Annotated in this window: 15 protein-coding genes and 1 pseudogene; 7 read left to right on the forward strand and 9 right to left on the reverse strand. The window is 71.9% G+C overall.

The window, feature by feature from the left end; all coding sequences use genetic code 11:
* Window positions 1–228 precede the first annotated feature (228 nt).
* From sdhC to ABZ495_RS09255, 4 genes are read left to right on the forward strand one after another with little or no spacing between them, the layout of a single operon-like run.
* Window positions 229–609, forward strand: coding sequence for a succinate dehydrogenase, cytochrome b556 subunit (sdhC, locus tag ABZ495_RS09240; RefSeq protein ID WP_329488022.1), 381 nt, complete (start codon window positions 229–231; stop codon window positions 607–609).
* An 8-nt stretch (window positions 610–617) separates the two neighbouring features.
* On the forward strand, window positions 618–1,109 hold the full coding sequence (locus ABZ495_RS09245; protein ID WP_329488023.1) for a succinate dehydrogenase hydrophobic membrane anchor subunit: 492 nt from the start codon (window positions 618–620) through the stop codon (window positions 1,107–1,109).
* 32 nt (window positions 1,110–1,141) lie between these two features.
* Window positions 1,142–2,884, forward strand: coding sequence for a succinate dehydrogenase flavoprotein subunit (gene sdhA / locus ABZ495_RS09250; RefSeq protein WP_329488024.1), 1,743 nt, complete (start codon window positions 1,142–1,144; stop codon window positions 2,882–2,884).
* The gene (locus ABZ495_RS09255) at window positions 2,884–3,657 is read left to right on the forward strand and encodes a succinate dehydrogenase iron-sulfur subunit (RefSeq protein WP_352291254.1); all 774 of its coding nucleotides are present in this window, start codon (window positions 2,884–2,886) and stop codon (window positions 3,655–3,657) included. Before sdhA ends, ABZ495_RS09255 begins: the two co-directional genes overlap by 1 nt.
* A 64-nt stretch (window positions 3,658–3,721) precedes the next feature.
* Here ABZ495_RS09255 and ABZ495_RS09260 read toward each other — a convergent pair whose 3' ends face one another.
* Window positions 3,722–3,979, reverse strand: coding sequence for an SCO4848 family membrane protein (locus ABZ495_RS09260; RefSeq protein ID WP_352291255.1), 258 nt, complete (start codon window positions 3,977–3,979; stop codon window positions 3,722–3,724).
* A gap of 142 nt (window positions 3,980–4,121) precedes the next feature.
* Between ABZ495_RS09260 and ABZ495_RS09265 the strand changes: the two genes are divergently transcribed.
* A complete protein-coding gene (locus ABZ495_RS09265; RefSeq protein WP_359803555.1) occupies window positions 4,122–5,336 on the forward strand; it encodes a D-alanyl-D-alanine carboxypeptidase in 1,215 nt (404 codons plus the stop codon).
* Window positions 5,337–5,361: 25 nt separating this feature from the next.
* Here ABZ495_RS09265 and ABZ495_RS09270 read toward each other — a convergent pair whose 3' ends face one another.
* Together ABZ495_RS09270 and ABZ495_RS09275 are read right to left on the reverse strand one after the other, a co-directional pair.
* The gene (locus ABZ495_RS09270; protein WP_359803553.1) at window positions 5,362–6,417 is read right to left on the reverse strand and encodes a YihY/virulence factor BrkB family protein; all 1,056 of its coding nucleotides are present in this window, start codon (window positions 6,415–6,417) and stop codon (window positions 5,362–5,364) included.
* A gap of 230 nt (window positions 6,418–6,647) precedes the next feature.
* A pseudogene (locus tag ABZ495_RS09275) lies at window positions 6,648–7,502 on the reverse strand (glycosyltransferase); the annotation flags it as partial.
* A gap of 196 nt (window positions 7,503–7,698) precedes the next feature.
* On the opposite strand from ABZ495_RS09275, the gene ABZ495_RS09280 reads away from it, so the two are divergent.
* On the forward strand, window positions 7,699–11,271 hold the full coding sequence (locus ABZ495_RS09280; RefSeq protein WP_359803551.1) for a bifunctional glycosyltransferase family 2 protein/CDP-glycerol:glycerophosphate glycerophosphotransferase: 3,573 nt from the start codon (window positions 7,699–7,701) through the stop codon (window positions 11,269–11,271).
* A 308-nt stretch (window positions 11,272–11,579) separates the two neighbouring features.
* Window positions 11,580–14,144 carry a CDP-glycerol glycerophosphotransferase family protein gene (locus ABZ495_RS09285; RefSeq protein ID WP_359835069.1) on the forward strand — a complete coding sequence of 855 codons (2,565 nt, stop codon included), beginning with the start codon at window positions 11,580–11,582 and terminating at the stop codon, window positions 14,142–14,144.
* Here ABZ495_RS09285 and ABZ495_RS09290 read toward each other — a convergent pair.
* From ABZ495_RS09290 to ABZ495_RS09315, 6 genes are all read right to left on the reverse strand, one after another.
* Window positions 14,129–14,617: a 2'-5' RNA ligase family protein gene (locus tag ABZ495_RS09290; RefSeq protein WP_359803548.1), complete on the reverse strand. Its 489-nt coding sequence runs from the start codon at window positions 14,615–14,617 to the stop codon at window positions 14,129–14,131. The genes ABZ495_RS09285 and ABZ495_RS09290 overlap by 16 nt on opposite strands.
* Before the next feature lie 62 nt (window positions 14,618–14,679).
* A complete protein-coding gene (trpS, locus tag ABZ495_RS09295) occupies window positions 14,680–15,720 on the reverse strand; it encodes a tryptophan--tRNA ligase (protein ID WP_329488032.1) in 1,041 nt (346 codons plus the stop codon).
* A gap of 30 nt (window positions 15,721–15,750) precedes the next feature.
* Window positions 15,751–17,073 (reverse strand): hemolysin family protein, encoded by a 1,323-nt coding sequence (locus ABZ495_RS09300; RefSeq protein WP_329488033.1) that lies wholly within the window; start codon window positions 17,071–17,073, stop codon window positions 15,751–15,753.
* Between the two features lie 80 nt (window positions 17,074–17,153).
* Window positions 17,154–18,146 (reverse strand): malate dehydrogenase, encoded by a 993-nt coding sequence (locus tag ABZ495_RS09305; RefSeq protein ID WP_329488034.1) that lies wholly within the window; start codon window positions 18,144–18,146, stop codon window positions 17,154–17,156.
* 215 nt (window positions 18,147–18,361) lie between these two features.
* A complete protein-coding gene (locus tag ABZ495_RS09310; RefSeq protein ID WP_329488035.1) occupies window positions 18,362–18,748 on the reverse strand; it encodes a DUF3017 domain-containing protein in 387 nt (128 codons plus the stop codon).
* A gap of 151 nt (window positions 18,749–18,899) precedes the next feature.
* Window positions 18,900–19,754 (reverse strand): bifunctional methylenetetrahydrofolate dehydrogenase/methenyltetrahydrofolate cyclohydrolase, encoded by an 855-nt coding sequence (locus ABZ495_RS09315; protein WP_329488036.1) that lies wholly within the window; start codon window positions 19,752–19,754, stop codon window positions 18,900–18,902.
* Window positions 19,755–19,950: the final 196 nt, after the last annotated feature.

The following is a 19,950-nucleotide window of genomic DNA, read 5'->3' on the forward strand; positions in this document are numbered from 1 at the left end:
CCACGGTAGCGCAGTCGAACGGTCACGCTGCGTGGCCGTGGGGCCTCCGGAGCCGCCCGGGTTCCCGCCGCACTAGGCCAGTCGTGCCTGATTGATCACACCTCGGGCCCCCGGAGGCGGTTCGCAATAACGCGTCGATAGGATGCTGGCGGCCGGTGGACCGTACCCGGCCGGGCTGACCGACACCGAAGCCGGCCGAGCCCCCAATCGCTTCCGGAGGGTTTTTCCGTGCCGGCTGGAACGCTGTACCGCGGCCGGGAAGGCATGTGGAGCTGGGTGGCTCATCGAGTCACCGGCGTCCTCATCTTCTTCTTCCTGTTCGCTCATGTCCTGGACACCGCACTGGTGCGAGTGTCGCCCGAGGCGTACGACTCTGTGATTCAGACGTACAAGACGCCCCTGGTGAACCTGATGGAGTACGGCCTGGTGGCCGCCATCCTGTTCCACGCCCTCAACGGCCTGCGGGTCGTCGCCGTCGACTTCTGGTCGAAGGGTCCGAAGTTCCAGAAGCAGATGCTCTGGACCGTGGTCGGGGTGTGGGTCGTCCTGATGGCGGGCGCCTTCTACCCGATCCTTCAGCACACGCTGACCACCTGGTTCGGGAAGTGATCTGAGACATGTCCACGGAAATCTCCGACGCCCTGGTGGTCCCCTCCGCCCACGCGCACACCGGCAAGGGCCTCGGCACCGGCAACCCCGCCGACGCCTTCGTGGTCGAGCCGGCCCGCCAGCGGACCAAGAAGACCCCGCGCCGCACCCGGACCAACTTCGAGATGCTGGCGTGGCTCTTCATGCGCCTGTCCGGCATCGTCCTGGTGGTCCTGATCCTCGGCCACCTGCTGATCATGCTGGTGCTCGACGGTGGCGTCTCCAAGATCGGCTTCGCCTTCGTGGCCGGCCGCTGGGCCTCGCCGTTCTGGCAGGGCTGGGACCTCCTGATGCTCTGGCTCGCCATGCTGCACGGCGCCAACGGCATGCGGACGGTCATCAACGACTACGCCGAGAAGGACTCCACCCGGCTCTGGCTGAAGGGCCTCATGGGCGCCGCAACGGTCTTCACCGTGCTGCTCGGCACCCTGGTCATCTTCACCTTCGACCCGAACATCTAATCGGCAGAGGCCAGAGGCGAGTTAGAACCCCCATGCAGATTCACCAGTACGACACCGTCATCGTCGGCGCCGGCGGCGCCGGCATGCGCGCGGCCATCGAGTCGACCCAGCGCAGCCGCACCGCGGTGCTCACCAAGCTCTACCCCACCCGGTCCCACACCGGCGCGGCCCAGGGCGGCATGTGCGCCGCCCTCGCCAACGTCGAGGAGGACAACTGGGAGTGGCACACCTTCGACACGGTCAAGGGCGGTGACTACCTGGTCGACCAGGACGCCGCCGAGATCATGTGCAAGGAGGCCATCGACGCCGTCCTCGACCTGGAGAAGATGGGCCTGCCCTTCTCCCGCACCGAGCAGGGCCGGATCGACCAGCGCCGCTTCGGCGGTCACTCCCGCAACCACGGCGAGGCCCCGGTCCGCCGGTCCTGCTACGCGGCGGACCGCACCGGCCACATGATCCTCCAGACGCTGTTCCAGAACTGCGTCAAGCACGGTGTCGAGTTCTTCAACGAGTTCTACGTCCTCGACCTGCTGATCAACGAGGGCAGGACGGCCGGCGTCGTCGCCTACGAGCTGGCCACCGGCGAGATCCACGTCTTCCAGGCCAAGTCGGTCGTGTTCGCCTCCGGCGGCACCGGCAAGTTCTTCAAGGTCTCCTCCAACGCCCACACCCTCACCGGTGACGGCCAGGCCCTGGTGTACCGCCGCGGCCTGCCGCTGGAGGACATGGAGTTCTTCCAGTTCCACCCGACGGGCATCTGGCGCATGGGCATCCTCCTCACCGAGGGCGCCCGCGGCGAGGGCGGCATCCTGCGCAACAAGGACGGCGAGCGCTTCATGGAGCGCTACGCCCCCGTCATGAAGGACCTCGCGTCCCGTGACGTCTGCTCCCGCGCGATCTACACCGAGATCCGCGAAGGCCGCGGCTGCGGTCCGGACGGCGACCACGTCTACCTGGACCTCACCCACCTGCCGCCGGAGCAGCTGGACGCCAAGCTCCCGGACATCACCGAGTTCGCGCGCACCTACCTCGGCATCGAGCCCTACACGGACCCGATCCCGATCCAGCCCACCGCGCACTACGCGATGGGCGGCATCCCGACCAACGTCGCCGGTGAGGTGCTGCGCAACAACACCGACGTCGTCCCGGGCCTGTACGCGGCCGGCGAGGTCGCCTGCGTCTCGGTGCACGGCGCCAACCGCCTGGGCACCAACTCGCTGCTGGACATCAACGTGTTCGGCAAGCGCGCGGGCATCGCCGCCGCCGACTACGCGCAGACGGTGGACTACACCGAGCTGCCCGAGAACCCGGCCGAGAAGGTGCAGGCGCTGGTCGAGGGCCTGCGCGAGTCCACCGGCACCGAGTCCGTGGCGCAGATCCGCAAGGAGCTGCAGGAGACCATGGACACCAACGCCATGGTCTACCGCACCGGCGCGACGCTGAAGCAGGCGGTCGAGGACATCGCCGCGCTGCGCGAGCGCTACAAGAACGTCTCCATCCAGGACAAGGGCTTCCGTTACAACACGGACCTCCTGGAAGCCGTCGAGCTGGGCAACCTGCTCGACCTGGCCGAGGTGCTGGCCGTCTCCGCGCTCGCCCGCGAGGAGTCGCGCGGCGGTCACTACCGCGAGGACTTCCCGACCCGTGACGACGTGAAGTTCATGCAGCACACCATGGCGTACCAGGAGGTCGCCGAGGACGGCACCACCTCCATCCGCCTCGACTACAAGCCGGTCGTCACGACCCGGTACCAGCCGATGGAGCGTAAGTACTGATGAGCACTCCTACTGCGGAGAAGCACTCGGCCGCTCTGGACGCGGCCGAGGCGGGCGGCGTCCAGCTGATCACCGTCACCTTCCGGATCCGCCGGTTCAACCCGGAGGAGCACCCGGACCCGGTGTGGGTCGACTACCAGCTGACCCTCGACCCGAAGGAGCGCGTCCTGGACGCGCTCAACAAGATCAAGTGGGAGCAGGACGGCACCCTCACCTACCGCCGCTCCTGCGCGCACGGCATCTGCGGCTCCGACGCGATGCGGATCAACGGGCGCAACCGGCTGGCGTGCAAGACCCTGATCAAGGACGTCAACCCGGAGAAGCCGATCACGATCGAGGCCATCAAGGGCCTCACGGTCCTCAAGGACCTGGTCGTGGACATGGACCCGTTCTTCCAGGCGTACAAGGACGTCATGCCGTTCCTCATCACCAAGGGGAACGACCCGACCCGCGAGCGCCTGCAGTCCGCCGAGGACCGCGAGCGGTTCGACGACACCACCAAGTGCATCCTGTGCGCCGCGTGCACGTCGTCCTGCCCGGTCTTCTGGAACGACGGCCAGTACTTCGGACCGGCCGCGATCGTCAACGCGCACCGCTTCATCTTCGACTCGCGCGACGAGGGTGCGGAGCAGCGGCTGGAGATCCTGAACGACCGTGAGGGCGTCTGGCGCTGCCGGACCACCTTCAACTGCTCGGAGGCCTGCCCCCGCGGCATCGAGGTCACCAAGGCGATCCAGGAAGTGAAGCGGGCCCTGGTCACCCGCCGCTTCTAGTTCCTGCCCGAGCACGCCGAGGCCCCGTCCGATCACCCGATCGGACGGGGCCTCGGCGTTGCGGCTACTCGGCGGCGGGCTCGCGGCGGGTGGCGCGGAGGCCGCGGAGACCGATGGCGCCGACGGCGACGCCGAGGACGAAGGAGGTCACGGCGAGCAGGAGGTGGATCCAGAAGAAGGCGGTCGGCTGGGAGTGGTCGCCGTCGGTGAAGGCCTGGCCGCCGGAGTCCTTCCAGAGGTTCTTGACGAAGGTGATCCAGATGATCATGGACCAGACGCCGAAGGCGGTCAGGAACCAGGAGGTGCGGCGGCTGAGCTTCATGGAGCGTCCTCGGCGGCTGAGGTGAAGATGGTGTGCGGTTCCAGTATGCGCGGGCGGCCGTTCGGCGTACGGTGGCCCCCTCCTGCGGAGGACGGGCCCGGAGGGGCGGACGGCGGCGGCCCCGACTGGGTACGGTCTGCTGGTGCCCACACGCCGTAAGCTCGCACACCTGCTCGTCGCGTACGCCGCGGCGCTCCCCGTCCTCCTCGCCGCCCCGGTGGCCGTCGCGGCCCCGCACGAGCCGCCGCCCCCGCCGGCCGCGATCGGGGGCGAGAGACTGGGGCTCTCCGGTGCCCAGGTGGCACCCCTGCCCGGCGCCCCGGCCCTGCCGGGGGATCTCACCGGGCGGTCCTGGATAGTCGCCGACGCGACGTCAGGAGAGGTGCTGGCGGCCAGCAACCCCCATCTGCGGCTCGCGCCGGCCAGCACCCTGAAGATCCTCTTCGCGGACACCGTGCTGCCGAAGTTCGACCGCAACCTGGTGCACCGGGTCCAGGACGCGGAGATCCAGGGGATCGGCGCCGGCAGCAGCCTGGTCGGCATCAAGGAGAACCTGGACTACCGGGTCGAGGACCTCTGGCGCGGGGTCTTCCTCAGCTCGGGCAACGACGCGGTGCACGTCCTGTCGCACATGAACGGCGGGGTCCAGCAGACCGTCGCCGAGATGCAGGCCCGCGCGGACGCGCTGCAGGCCCGGGACACCCGGGTGATCTCCCCGGACGGCTACGACATGGACGGCCAGCTCTCCTCGGCCTACGACCTGACCCTGTTCGCCCGGGCCGGGCTGCGCAATCCCGACTTCCGGATGTACTGCGCCACCCGGGACGCGCAGTTCCCCGGCGCGGTGGACAAGAACACCGGGCAGCGGGGCAGCTTCGGGATCGCCAACACCGACCGGCTGCTCGGCAAGTACCCGGGCCTGATCGGCGTGAAGAACGGTTTCACCACCGAGGCCGGCTCGACCTTCGTCGGCGCCGCCGAACGGAACGGCCGCACCCTGCTGGTGACGGTGATGCACCCCTCGACGTACCAGAAGGTCTACGACGAGACGGCGGCGCTGCTGGACTGGGGGTTCGCGGCGGCCGACAAGGTCACTCCGGTCGGCAGGCTGGTGGACGAGGCGCCGGCCGGCGGGGAGCCGACCGGACAGGCGGGTGGCACCGCCGGTGCGCCCGCGCCGCCGCCGCACCCCTCCCCGAGCGCCTCCCCGACCGCCCCGGCGGCCGCCGCGGCCGGTGGTGACGGGGGCTCGGGCCCCGGCCCGGTCGGCTGGGTGGGGATCGCGCTGGCCCTCGCGGCGGGCGGCGCCGGTGCGCTGTTCCTGCTACGGCGGCGCGGCGGCCCCGCCGCCGACTGACGGCGGTGCCGTCGGGGGCCCGGTCTCACTCCTGGGGCCGGGCCTTCGGCCTGCCGTCCCCGCCGTCCCCGTCACCCCCGCCGTCCCCGTCACCCCCGCCGTCCTTGCCGTGCTTGCCGTGCTTGCCTTCCTTGCCCGTGGTGGCGGCGTCGTCCCGCTCGGCCGCCTCCGCCTCGTTCGCGGCCTTCAGCATGGCCCCGGCGCGCTCGCGGGCCCGGTCGCGGGCGGCGGCCGGGTCGGCCAGCGCCGTCCAGGCGACGCAGTACATCAGCAGCCGGGAGACGAAGTTGATCCAGAGCAGCAGCGCCACCGGCACCCCGAAGGCCCCGTAGAGGCTCTTGCCCGCGACCGAGCCCAGGTAGGAGGCGAGCAGGATCTTCAGCAGCTCGAAGCCGACCCCGCCGATCAGCGCGCCCTGCACCACGTCCCACCGGTGCTGGCCGCCGATCCGGGGGAAGGGCGCCAGCAGGTAGGCGAAGAGCACCATGTCGGAGGCGACGGCGATCAGCAGGCCGACGCCGGTCAGCAGGTAGCCGCCGGGCCCGCCCGTCCCCAGGCCGATCCAGCCGGCGATCCGGCCGGCCAGCGTCGTCCCGGCGGCGGAGGCCGCCAGCGAGAACAGCGAGACCAGGCCCAGGCCGCCCAGCACCAGGCAGTCCCAGGCCTTGCGCAGGATCGGGTTGCCCTCCTCCTCCGGGAGCTGCCAGACGTCCCGGATCGAGGTGCGCATGGTGTCGACCCAGCCGAGGCCGGAGATCAGCAGCAGCACGCCGCTGACCAGGCCGACGGCGCCCGCGTTGGCCACCAGCGCGTTGAGGTTGAGCGCGTCCGAGATCCCCGGCAGCTGGTCGGAGATGTGCTTCTGGATCTCGTCGACCCGGGAGTCGGTCAGGGTGGCGACCGCGATCGCCAGCGCCACGGTGAGCAGCGGGAAGAGCGCCAGGAAGCCGAAGAAGGTGACCGCGCCCGCCAGCCGGTTGCCGCGCGCGGCGGTGAAGTGCTCGTACACGCGGTACGGGTGGCTGCGCAGGACCCGCGCCACGAGCGGGCCGATGACCGGGAGCCGGGTGAGGAAGTCCACCTGTCCGGTTATACCGGCCGTTCGCCCGAACGGCCGTCAGGCTCGGCGGGCGGCAAGGGGTTCGACGGGCGCCGCGGCCGCCGGGGTCAGCGCTTCAGCAGACGGCGGGCCCCGGCCAGCACCCGGACCGTGCGGTAGGCGCCGTACCGGCCGTGGCTCAGCAGCTCGGTGCGCACCCCCGCCACCCCGGCGGGCGGCGTGTAGCCGGCCGGGCGCAGCCGGGCGCAGTGCTCGGCGGCCCGGCGGAAGTACTCGCGGCGGTCGCGGGGCGGGACCCGGCCGGGCTTGGAGACCACGGTGTTCAGGTGGTGCAGCATCCGGCCGTAGACCACCGGGCGCCAGCGGTCGAGGTCCGGGCGGCCGTCCAGGAAGGCGAAGACCAGGTCGTACTGGGCGAAGACGTCGAAGTGCTTGCGCGAGGCGGTGGCGAGGATGTTGCCGCCCTCCTGGCGCTGGCGGTAGTGCACGCCGACCTGGTCGAGCAGGGTGATGCTCCCGGCGGCGAGCAGCGCCGGGTAGGTCCAGGGGGTGTCCTCGTAGTACCCGGCGGGGAAGGTGAGGCCCTGCTCGGCGACGAAGCCGCGGCGGTAGGCCTTGTTCCAGACCACCTGGAGGAGGTCCAGCAGGTCGGGGCGGCGGTCGAGGTCGAAGACGTCCGGGGAGTCGGCGCCGAAGACGTGCGCCGAGGCGGCCTTGGTGATCCGGCCGTCGGCGTAGGTGCGGGCGTAGTCGTAGACCAGGACGTCCGGGTCGCCGCCGGCCGCCAGCCGGTCGTCGACGGCCTTGAGCAGGCCGGGGGTGAACGTGTCGTCGCTGTCCAGGAAGATCACGTAGTCGCCGGTGGCGACCGCCAGGCCGGCGTTGCGGGCCCGGCCGAGGCCGACGTTCTCCGCCAGGTGCAGCACCCGCACGCGCGGGTCGCGGGCGGCGGCCTCGTCGAGGATCGCGCCGCAGCCGTCCGGGGAGCGGTCGTCCACCGCGATCAGTTCGAAGTCCGGACCGCCCTGGCCGAGCACCGAGTCGAGGCACTCGGGAAGGTATTCCTCGACCTTGTGGACGGGGACGATGACGCTGAAGCGGGGCATGGCCACAGAGTAGTGGCCCCCCGGACGGCCGGACCCACCGCGCCCGGGCAGCCGGGCGCCCGCGGGCGGGCCGAAGGCCCCGGAGTGCCCCCGGGACCGGACGGTAGGATCGGTGGGCACGTACGCACCGGTTCAAAGTGCGGCCAGACCCCGACCGGGCTGCCACGCTCCTTCCCAAGAAAGGCCTGCGTAGCCGATGGCTCCCCGCCTCTCCATCGTCGTTCCGATCTACAACGTCGAGCGCTACCTCGTGGAATGCCTCGACTCGATCGCCGCCCAGACCTTCACGGACTTCGAGTGCGTCATGGTCGACGACGGTTCGAAGGACGGCAGCGCGGCACTCGCCGAGGCGTACGCCGCCAAGGACTCCCGGTTCCGGCTGGTCCGCCAGGTGAACAAGGGCCTCGGCGCGGCCCGCAACACCGGCATCCGCCACATCGACCCGGACGGCGAGTTCCTCTGCTTCGTCGACTCCGACGACTCGATGCCGCCGAGCGCCTACGAGCTGATGATCAACACGCTCGACGAGACCGGCTCGGACTTCGCCACCGGCAACGTCCTGCGGTTCCGCGCGGTGGGCTACTACCAGTCCGGCGGGCACTCGCGGCCGTTCAAGGAGACCAGGCTCAAGACCCACATCACCGAGATCCCCGCGCTGGTCACCGACCGCACGGCGTGGAACAAGGTGTACCGCCGCTCCTTCTTCGACGCGGCCGGCATCCTCTACCCCGAGGGCATCCTGTACGAGGACGCCCCGGTCAGCGTGCCGCACCACTACCTCGCCACGAGCGTGGACGTGCTCTCCGAGCCGATCTACCACTGGCGCGAGCGCGAGGTCGGCGAGATGTCGATCACACAGATGCGGACCAACCCCAAGGGCCTGGTCGACCGCGTCACCTCGGTGGAGCTGGTCCGCACCTGGCTGAAGAAGCAGACCGACCCGCGCTTCGCCGAGTACCTGCGCTCCTACGACGAGAACACCCTCGTCGAGGAGATCCCGATGTTCTTCTGGTCCGTCGTGGACGGCGACAAGGAGTACCGGGACGCCTACCAGAAGAACGTCGGCCGGCTGCTCCGGTCGATCGGCCCCGAGCAGGTCCGCAAGCTGCGCGCGCCGCTGCGGCTGAAGTACCACCTGACCCTGGCGGGCCGGATCGACGAGTTCGTCGAGCAGATCAAGTACGAGGGCGAGAGCAACGGCGGCGTCGCCGCGCGCGGCCTGCTGCGCCCGTACGCCGACTACCCGTTCCTGCGCGGTGGCCGCAAGAGCGTGCCGGCCGGCATCCTGAAGCTGGACAACTCGCTGGTGATGCGCAGCCGGCTGTACGAGTCGGCCTGGGAGGGCGGCAAGCTGCAGCTGACCGGGCACGCGTACCCGGAGCAGCTGGGCGCCGAGAACCGGCACGACATGGTCCGGGTGCTGGTGCTCCGCGAGACCAAGGGCCGGCGCGTGCTGGCCGTGCCGACCAGGACGCAGTACAGCCCGGAGGCGACCGCCAGCTGCCACCACGACCTGTACAACTGCGACTGGGCCGGCTTCACCGCCGCCATCGACCCCAAGCGGCTCAAGCACCGGGGCCAGTGGAAGGACGGCAACTGGCGCGTCCTGGTGGCCGGCGCCGGCAAGGGCGGTGTCTACAAGGGCCGGATCTCGGCGGGCTGGAGCGACACCGCCCAGTACCTCCCCGCGCACTGGGTCGAGCCGGACGTGCGGATCGTGCCGTGGGTCCGCGACGGCAGCGTCTACCTGCGGGTGGAGACGGTCCGGACCAGGGTGACCGGGCTCGCCGTGCGGGACGGCCGGCTGGAGATCTCCGGCGCCGCCCGCTCCGGCCCGAACCTCACCGGGGCCCGCTTCAAGCTGACCCACGTCGAGTCGGACCGCGAGGTGGTCTACCCGCTGGAGCTCACCGCCCCGGTCGGCACCCTCCAGCCGTTCACCGTCACCGCCCCGGTCGACGAGCTGACGGCCGTCCGCGAGGCCTGGGCCGAGCTGGACCCGGTCGCCCCGGAGCGGGCCCGGGACCGCTGGGACACCGCCATACTGCTCGCCGACGGCAGCACCGTGCCGGTGGCCTGGGACGACCGCAACGCACCCGAGCAGCTGCACCTGCCGCTGAACCCGGACGCCCCGGTCGACGAGCGCCGCGCGCTGTACTCGAAGCCCTCCCCCGGTGGCTACCTCCAGCTCTCCGACCAGCTGCTGCAGCCGGTGGTGACCGAGGTCGCCTCGCGCGGCGCGGACGGCTACCTGCTCAGCGGCACCTTCCCGCTGCCCGGCACGCACCGCTGGGAGCTGGTCGTGCGGCACAACTGGCGCGAGGAGGAGCACGTCTACCCCGTGGAGATCGCGGACGGCGGGTTCCGGGCCGCGCTGCCGGCGGTGCCGACGGCCTCCTTCGCCGGCCGGGTGCCGCTCGCCCAGGGCACCTGGGACGTCTTCTTCCGCCCGCTCGGCGAGCCGGTCGAGACCCCGGCGACCCGCTACGCGCTGATCGCCCCGGAGTGCTTCGCCACCCTGCCGCTGGAGGTGGAGTCGCGCGGCAAGCGGATCGTGCTGGAGCGCCGCCACTACGACGGCCTCTCGCTGGAGTCGCACTCCGCGCTGCTGCCCGAGGAGCGCAGCGGCTTCCGGCAGCGCCAGCTGCGCACCACCGACTACCCGTCGGCCCGCCGGCTCCCGCTGCGCGACACCGTGCTCTACAACGTCGCGCTGGGCGGCCTCTACGCGGACTCGCCGCGGGCGATCCACGAGGAGCTGGTCCGCCGCGGCCTGCCGCTGGAGCACCTCTGGGGCAGCGACGACCTGCAGGCCGAACTGCCGCAGACGGCGGGCGCGATCCGGCTCTGGAGCCCCGAGTGGTTCGAGACGCTGGCCACCGCCAAGTACATCGTCACCAGCGCGCACCTGCCGGACTTCTTCGTCCGGCGCCCCGGCCAGGTGGTCGTGCAGACCTGGCACGGCACCCCGCTGAAGCAGATCGGGTACGACTTCGAGAAGGTCTGGTTCACCGACGCCAACTACCTGAAGGGCGTCGTCAAGGAGGTCCCGAACTGGAGCATGCTGGTGGCCGGCAACAGCTGGTCGGCTCCGGTGCTGCGCCGCGCGTTCGATTTCAAGGGCGAGATCCTGGAGAGCGGCGCGCCGCGCAACGACCTGCTGTTCGCCCCCGACCGGGAGAAGACCGCCGAGCAGGTCCGCGAGCGGCTCGGGCTGCCCGAGGGCAAGAAGGTCGTGCTCTACGCGCCGACCTTCCGTGAGGACCGCCGCCGCCCGAACGGCGGCTACCAGATCGACCTGCGGATCGACCTGGAGGCGGCCAAGGCGGCGCTCGGCGACGACCAGGTGCTGCTGGTCCGCCGGCACAGCGTGATGTGCGGTCAGATCCCCGGTGCCGGCAACGGCTACATCTGGGACGTCGGCAGCTACCCCGACATGGCCGAGCTGCTGCTGATCGCGGACGTCCTGGTCACCGACTACTCGGCGACGGTGTTCGACTTCGCCACCACCGGCAAGCCGGTCCTGTTCTTCACGCACGACCTGGAGCACTACCGCGACAACCTGCGCGGCTTCAGCCTCGACTACGAGGCGGAGATGCCCGGCCCGCTGCTGGCCACCTCCGAGGAGCTGGTCGCGGCGCTGGGCCGGGTTGACGAGCTGACGGGTGAGTACGCCGAGAAGTACACGGCGTTCCGCGAGGCGTACTGCGACCTGGACGACGGCCAGGCCGCGGCCCGCGTGGTGGACGGCATGCTCCGCCAGCAGTAACCGGTACCGCCCCGGAGGCGCCCGACGCGAATCCCGCGTCGGGCGCCTCCGTGTTTTCCCGGGCCGCCCCGGACAGCTTTCCGGACTTTTCTGGACGCTTTCCGGGAGGCCGCCGGAGATTCATATGAACAATTCAATCGAACCCATGTTTCGCCTACGGATTTCTCAGCTATTCCTCCGGGTTTCTCAGTTGACCCCGGGTGTCATTTCGGTATTCGATATTGAATCGGCTTCGTCCGCTCCCCCGGTACGAATGCCGCCCCGGACCGCCGCCATGGGCCGGGATCCCGTTGCCGAAGGGCCACCCCATGCCTGTCCTCACGCGGTTCGTCCTCCCGCAGGCCTCCCCCCACTCGCACGACGACCTGCCCGCCGCCGACGAGGGCGTCGCCTTCGGCCTGCTGCGCGCCCGCTGGCACGCCCGCGGCCTCGAACTCACCGGCTTCGCCCGCCCCGACGACCTGGACACCGCCCGCCCCGGCTCGGCCTGGACCTGGCTGACCCTGCTCCGGGACGACGCCGAACCGCCCCTCCACCTCCGGTCCCGGCCGCGCCGGCTGCCCGAGATCACCGACGACAGCGCCCAGCCCGACCACAACCACGACTGGTCCGGCTTCACCGCCCTGGTCGAACCGCGCCGGCTGCGGCGGGCCGAGGAGTGGCTGCTCGGCGACTGGCGGATCGGGGTCACCCTGTTCACCCGCCCCCGGCCCACCCGGCTGCGCCGCCAGTACGGCGCCCTCGCCCCGCACTGGTGCGGCTCCGGCGAGTACCCGCCGGCCCGCTGGGTCGACCACGACGTCCGCCTCCAGCCGCACTTCGCCGACGGCCGGCTGCGGCTGCGGCTCGAACGCCCCGGCGTCCGGCTCACCCACGCCGCCCCCGCCCCGGACGGCCTCGACCTGCGCGGCACCGCCGGGCACTGCCCGCCCGGCACCGCGCTGCGGCTGCGCCACCGGGAGAGCGACGCCGTCCTGCTGCGGCCGGTCGCCCGGACCGGCAACACCTTCGCCCTCCACCTGCCGTACCGGCCGTTCACCGCCGACGGGCGCGGCGCCGGCCACCTGGAGCACTGGGACGCCGAACTGCTGCGCCCGGACGGCTCCACCGAGCAGCTGACCCTGGACGAGCGCGGCGGCCCGGTGGCCGGTCAGCACGCGCTGCCCGGCACCCTCGACCGGGCGCTCTACCTGAAGCACCTCGCCGACGGCCGGCTGCAGTTCTGCGTCCAGCCCGCGGCCGGCTACGTCGAGCGGATCGCGGTGCGGGCCGGCGGCTTCGAGCTCACCGGGCACTGCCCCGGCCGCGAGCCGCTCGACCTCGTCCTGCGGCACACCGGGACGGCCGGCGAGGTCCGCCACCGGGTCGACCGCGGGGCGGACGGCCGTTTCACCGTCCGGCTGCCCGCCACCCGCACCGGCTCCGACGGCACCGCGCTGCCGCTGCGCAAGGGCGTCTGGGAGGCCTCGCTGCAGCCGTCCGGCCGGCCGGGAGCACCCCGGCCGCTGATCGCCGCCCCCGCGGCGCTCCCCGCGCTGCCCGCCGCCACCGGGGCCGGCGGCAAGCGGATCCTGCTCCAACGCCGCTGGCACGACACCCTGCTGGTGGACTCCACCCCCGTCCTCTCGCCCGCCGAGCGCAGCGCCTGGAGCCAGGCCCGCCAGCGCGCCGACGGGTACCCGGCCGCCCGCCGGGAGCCGCTGCGCGACGCCGTGCTGTACGACGTCTTCGGCGGCCGCGGGTACGCCGACTCACCGCGCGCGGTGCACGCCGAACTCGCCCGGCGCGGCGAGCCGTTGGAGCACCTCTGGGCGGTCGACGACGCCCAGGCCGAACTGCCCGCCGGTGTCCGCGCGGTACGGGTCTGGAGCCCCGAGTGGTACCGCGCGCTGGCCACCAGCCGGTACCTGGTCGGCAACACGCACTTCCCCGACTTCCTGGACCGCCGGGACGGCCAGGTGGTCGTCCAGACCTGGCACGGCTCGCTGCTCAAGCGGATCGCGCACGACGTCGAGAACCCCTGGCTCGCCGACCACGGCTACCTGGCGGCGCTCGACCGGGAGACCCCGCAGTGGAGCCTGCTGCTCTCGCCCAGCCCGTTCGCCACCCCGCTGCTGCGCCGGGCGTTCCGCTTCGGGGGCGAGGTCCTGGAGTCCGGCTACCCGCGCAACGACGTGCTGGCCCGGCCGGACGCCGGGCGGGCGGCGGCCGTCCGGCGCCGGCTCGGCATCCCCGACGGCAGGCGCGTGGTGCTCTACGCCCCGACCTGGCGGGAGGACCAGCGGCGCGGCGACGGCGAGGGGTTCCGCCTCGACCTGCGGATCGACCTGGACCGGGCCCGGCGCGCCCTCGGCCACGACCACGTCCTGCTGATCCGCCCGCACGCGCACGTCCGCGAGCCGCTGCCCGGCGCCGGGGACGGCTTCGTCCTCGACTGCGGGGACTACCCCGACGTCCAGGAACTGCTGCTGATCGCGGACGTGCTGGTCACCGACTACTCGTCGATCACGTTCGACTTCGCGATCACCGGCCGCCCGGTGCTCTTCTTCACCTACGACCTGGAGCACTACCGCGACACGCTGCGCGGCTTCTCCTTCGACTTCGAGGCGCAGGCTCCCGGCCCGCTCATTCCCGACTCGGCCGGGCTGCTCGACGCACTGCGGGGGCTCGCCGACGACGGCTCCGGCCCGCCGCCCGGGTACCGGGAGCGCTACCGCGCGTTCCGCGCCACGCACTGCGGGCTGGAGGACGGCGGGGCCGCGCGCCGGGTGGTCGACCGGATGCTCGACCTCGGCCGGGCGGGCGGGCACGGGGCACCGCGGCCCGACGGCCGCGCGGCCGCCGGCGGCGGCGCGGGTCAGCCGAAGTCGTAGGAGCGCCAGGGGCGCCAGACCTCGTCGACGTCGAACCGGGACAGGCCGAAGCCCGGCACCGCGAAGGCCGCCCGGAAGCCACGGGTCTGCCCGTACGCCTGGTCCAGCACGTCCTCCGCCAGCCCGTGCGCCACCGTGACGTGCGGGTGGTACGGGAAGGCCAGCTCCCGGGCCAGCGGGCCGGAGCGGATGTCCGCCTCCAGCAGCCGGCACTCCTGGGCGCCCCCCTCGACCCGGACGAAGACCACCGGCGAGACCGGCCGGAAGGTCCCGCTGCCGCGCAGCAGCATCCGGAACGGCCGGTGCGCCCGGGCCACCGCCGCCAGGTGCTCCTCGATCTTCGGCAGCTCGGCGGCCGCCACCTCGGTCGGCGGCAGCAGGGTGACGTGCGTGGGTATCGACCGGGCCAGCGGATCGCCGAACCCGGCCCGCGCGTCCTGGATCGCCGAGCCGTACGGATCCGGGACGCTCACGGACACGCCGATGGTGACGAGCTCGGGGAGATCGTCACCATCGGGCAGGCTCGTCAGGGCTGTCACCGCTTGGCGGCCGGGAGGAAGCCGATCCGGTCGTACACCGTCTCCAGCGTCTGCGACGCCACCGTGCGGGCCTTCTCCGCACCGATCGCCAGCACCCGGTCCAGCTCGGCCGGGTCGTCCAGGAAGGTGCGGGTGCGCTCCTGGAAGGGCGTCACCCACTCGGTGAACAGCTCGGCCAGCTCGGTCTTCAGGGCGCCGTACATCTTGCCCTCGAAGTGCGCCACCAACTGGTCGACCGACTGGCCGCTGAGCGCGGAGTGGATGCGCAGCAGGTTGGAGACGCCGGCCTTCTCCTCCTCGTCGTAGGAGACGACGGTGCCGGTGTCGGTGACGGCGCTCTTGAACTTCTTGGCGCTGACCTTCGGCTCGTCCAGCAGGCTGACCAGGCCCTTGGCCGAGGAGGCCGATTTGCTCATCTTGATGCCCGGGTCCTGGAGGTCCTGGATCTTCGCCGTCTCCTTGAGGATGTACGGCTTCGGGACGGTGAAGGTCGGGCTGTAGCGGGTGTTGAAGCGCTCCGCGAGGTCCCGGGTGAGCTCCACGTGCTGGCGCTGGTCCTCGCCGACCGGCACCGCGTCCGCCTGGTAGAGCAGGATGTCGGCGATCTGCAGGATCGGGTAGGTGAAGAGGCCGACCGAGGTGCTCGCGGCGCCCTGCTTGGCGGACTTGTCCTTGAACTGGGTCATCCGGGAGGCCTCGCCGAAGCCGGTGAGGCAGTTCATCACCCAGCCGAGCTGCGCGTGCTCGGGCACGTGGGACTGGACGAACAGGGTGCAGCGCTCCGGGTCCAGGCCGGCGCCGAGCAGCTGGGCGGCGGAGACCCGGGTGTTCTGGCGCAGCGTCGCCGGGTCCTGCTCCACGGTGATCGCGTGCAGGTCGACCACCATGTAGAAGGCGTCGTTGGCCTCCTGGAGATCGACCCACTGGCGGACGGCACCGAGGTAGTTGCCCAGGTGGAACGAGCCGGAGGTGGGCTGGATGCCGGAGAGTACCCGGGGACGGTCCTTGACCGGACCAGTGACCGCTGCGTTGACCATGCGGGCCATTGTTCCAGTTCCACCGACCGGTCAGGAAACCTCTGCCCCCGGAGGTTCCGACAGTGTGACCGCACTCACCCCGACCCGGGCGATCCGCCGGCCCTCCAGCTTGGCCACCGTCAGCCGGACCTCCTCGGCGCCGATCGGGATCCGGACCTGGTCACCGTCGACGGGCAGCCGGCCGAGCGCGGCCACCAGGCAGCCGGCCACCGTCTCGTACGGGCCCTCGGGCAGGGTGACGCCGGTCTCCTCGGTGAAGTCGCCGAGGTTCAGCAGGCCGTCCAGCTCCATGGCGCCGCCGGCCAGCCGGCGGGTGGTGCTCGGCTCCTGGGAGTCGTACTCGTCACGGATCTCGCCGATCACCTCCTCGACCAGGTCCTCCAGGGTGACGATGCCGGCGGTGCCGCCGTACTCGTCCACCACGATGGCCAGGTGGTGGCCCTCCCGGCGCATCTCGCCCATCGCCGCCAGCACCCGCTTGGTGCCGGGCAGCAGCTTGATCGGGCGGGCCAGGTCGCGCACCTTCACCGCCTGCTCGCCGCGGGCACCGTACAGGTCGCGGACGTGGACGAAGCCGGTGACCGCGTCGTAGCTGCCCTCGACCACCGGATAGCGCGAGTGCGGCGAGGAGTCGGCCTGCTCGCGGACCTCGGCGAGCGGGCGCTCTGCGTCCAGGAAGGTCACCTCGGTGCGCGGGACCATCACCTCGCGCAGCTGGCGCTCCCCCGCGGCGAACACGTCGGCGATCAACGCCCGTTCGTCGCTTCCGAGTTCGGTGTTGGTGGCGACCAGGCCGCGGAGCTCCTCGGAGCTCATCGAGCCGCGCCCGGCCGCCGGGTCGCCGCCGAGCAGGCGGACCATCAGGTTGGTGGAGTGGCCGAGCAGCCAGATCACCGGGCGCAGCGCCACCGACATCACGTCCACCACCGGGGCGGCGAGGACGGCGATGGAGTCGGCGCGCTGGAGGCCGATCCGCTTGGGGGTGAGCTCGCCGAGCACCAGCGAGGCGTAGCTGATCAGCAGGGTGAGGCCGACCAGGGCGAGCGCGTCGGCGACGCCCGCGGACAGCCCGGCCCGGACGAACAGCGGCGCCACCTTGCCGGCCAGGGTGTCCGCGCCGAAGGCGGCGGACAGGAAGCCCATGCAGGTCACCCCGACCTGCACGGCGGCCAGGAAGCGGTTCGGGTCGGCGGCCAGGTGTGCGGCGCGGGCCGCGCGCCGGGTCCCGCGCCCCTCCAGTGACCTGATCTGGCCCTCGCGCAGCGAGATCAGCGAGATCTCGGCGACGTTGAACAGGCCACCCAGCATGATGAAGACGAGGACGAGGGCCGCGTCCTCCAGGGTTTCGTTCACAGCGGGTCAGTGTAGGGCGACGGCCCGCCGCCTCCGGTCAAGGAGGCGGCGGGCCGTCGAAGGTCCTGCCGGGAACGGGCTCAGATGAGGCCGAGCTCCGTGACGGCGTCGCGCTCCTCGACCAGCTCCTGGACCGAGGCGTCGATGCGGCCGCGGGAGAAGTCGGAGATCTCCAGGCCCTGGACGATCTGGAACTCGCCGTCCTTGGTGGTGACCGGGAAGGAGGAGATCAGACCGGCCGGAACGCCGTAGGAGCCGTCGGAGACGACACCCATGGAGGTCCAGTCGCCCTCGGCGGTGCCGTTGACCCAGGTGTACACGTGGTCGATGGCGGCGTTGGCGGCCGAGGCGGCCGAGGAGGCGCCACGGGCCTCGATGATGGCCGCGCCGCGCTTGGCGACGGTCGGGATGAAGTCGCCCTCCAGCCACGCCTGGTCGGCGCCGACGGCCTCGAAGGCCGGCTTGCCGGCGATCTCGGCCTGGAAGATGTCCGGGTACTGGGTCGCCGAGTGGTTGCCCCAGATGGTGACCTTCTTGATCTCCGACACGGCGGCACCGGTCTTGGCGGCCAGCTGGCCGAGCGCGCGGTTGTGGTCCAGGCGCGTCATCGCGGTGAAGCGCGCGGCCGGCACGTCCGGGGCGTTGCGCTGGGCGATCAGGGCGTTGGTGTTGGCCGGGTTGCCGACGACCAGGACCTTGATGTCGTCCGCGGCGTGGTCGTTGATGGCCTTGCCCTGCGGGCCGAAGATGCCGCCGTTGGCCTGCAGCAGGTCGCCGCGCTCCATGCCGGCGGTGCGCGGACGGGCGCCGACCAGCAGCGCGACGTTGGCGCCGTCGAAGGCCTCGTTGGCGTTGTCGGTGATCTTGATGTCGCGCAGCAGCGGGAAGGCGCAGTCGACAAGCTCCATCGCGGTGCCCTCGGCGGCCTTCAGGCCCTGCGGGATCTCCAGGAGGCGCAGGTTCACCGGCACGTCGGCGCCGAGCAGGTGGCCCGAGGCGATGCGGAAGAGCAGCGCGTAGCCGATCTGGCCGGCCGCTCCGGTGATGGTGACGTTGACGGGGGTGCGGGTCATTTCTACCTTCTCCAGCAAATCGCCAGGTGCCCCAGGCACACCGGCGCACTGGAGCCGAGGATGATCTCTCGACATCGAGAGACCGGCGTCAGGTTATCGCAAAGCGAAGCGTATGCCGCGGGTGCCGTCGTGGCTGATTGGTCACAGACGATGACGGCCCCCGTCCCGACGGTGCGGGCGGGGGCCGATCGGGCCGGGCGGGCGGGCCGGGCGGGTCAGTGCTTCGGCCGCCCGACCAGCTCGCCGACGTTGTCCAGCAGCGGGATCTCCAGCCACGGGTTGGGCTGGGCCACCAGGGTCAGCAGCACGATCGAGACTCCCAGGAAGGTCAGCACGATCACGTCGGTGAACCGGCTGCGCACCGCCAGCATGCCGACCTCGGGCAGCACCAGCCGCAGCAGCGCGCCGAGCAGGACGCCGCCGCCGAGGATCAGCAGCCCGTACTTGAAGCCGTCCTTGAAGTCGGCGAACCAGGTGACGGCGAGCCCGGCGCCGACCACCAGCAGGACGAGGGTTATCGGCCACTGGCGCACCGGCAGGGCGTGGTCACGCCCCAGCGCCGCCGCCGAGCCCTCGGGGGGCAGCGTTCCGGTGGTCTTCACCGGCCTGCGCCGGGAGCTCGCCGGCCGTGGCCCGCTCATCGGCCCACCCCGCCCCGCTCGGCCGCCGCGTCGCGAAACGCGCGGCTCGCCGGCCTTCGCTCGGTCCGCCCGTTCATAGCTCGCCGTCCTTCCGGAGTCGGATCGCGGTCGTTCAGAGGCCGGCGCGGCGCTCGGCCGCCACGACGATGTTGTTCAGCAGCATGGCGCGGGTCATCGGGCCGACGCCGCCCGGGTTCGGGGAGATCCAGCCGGCCACCTCGGCCACGCCCGGGTGGACGTCACCGACGATCTTGCCCTCGCTGCGGCTGACGCCGACGTCCAGCACGGCCGCGCCGGGCTTGACGTCCTCCGGCTTGACCAGGTGCGGCACCCCGGCGGCGGCGACCACGATGTCGGCCTTGCGCAGGTGGTAGGCGAGGTCCCGGGTGCCGGTGTGGCAGAGGGTCACGGTGGCGTTCTCGCTGCGGCGGGTGAGCAGCAGGCCGATCGAGCGGCCGACGGTGACACCGCGGCCGATCACGACCACCTCGGCCCCGTCGATCGCCACGTCGTGGCGGCGCAGCAGCTCGACGATGCCGAGCGGGGTGCAGGGCAGCGGGCCCTCGATGCCCAGCGCGAGCCGGCCGAGCGAGGTGGGGTGCAGGCCGTCGGCGTCCTTGTCCGGGTCCATCAGCTCCAGGACGGGGTTCTGGTCCAGGCCCTTGGGCAGCGGGAGCTGGACGATGTAACCGGTGCAGGCCGGGTCGGCGTTCAGCTCGCGGACGACGTTCTCGACGTCCTCCTGGGTGGCGGTGGCGGGCAGTTCGCGCTGGATGGAGGCGATGCCGACCTCGGCGCAGTCCTTGTGCTTGCCGTTGACGTACCAGCGGCTGCCGGGGTCGTCGCCGACCAGGACGGTGCCGAGACCGGGCGTGACGCCCTTGGCACGAAGGGCCACCACACGGGCGGCGAGTTCGGACTTGATCGCGGCGGCGGTGGCCTTGCCATCGAGAATCTGGGCAGTCATGACCCCATTCTCCCGGATGCCGGAGGCGGACGGCGCCAGCCCCCGGCGACAGCGGTGCCGGGGAGCCCCGGCGGCTCGAAAACCGTTCGGACCACGTTGCGGTTGCGCCACAGTCCGGTCCGCCACGCGGGCGCGGCTGGACAGCGCCGGGCCGCCCGGTCGACGATAAGCGGGCATTCCCTGCCGCCTCCGGCCC

Origin of the sequence: Kitasatospora sp. NPDC005748 (assembly GCF_040630735.1) — a bacterium.
In the GTDB taxonomy this organism is placed as follows: Bacteria; Actinomycetota; Actinomycetes; order Streptomycetales; family Streptomycetaceae; genus Kitasatospora.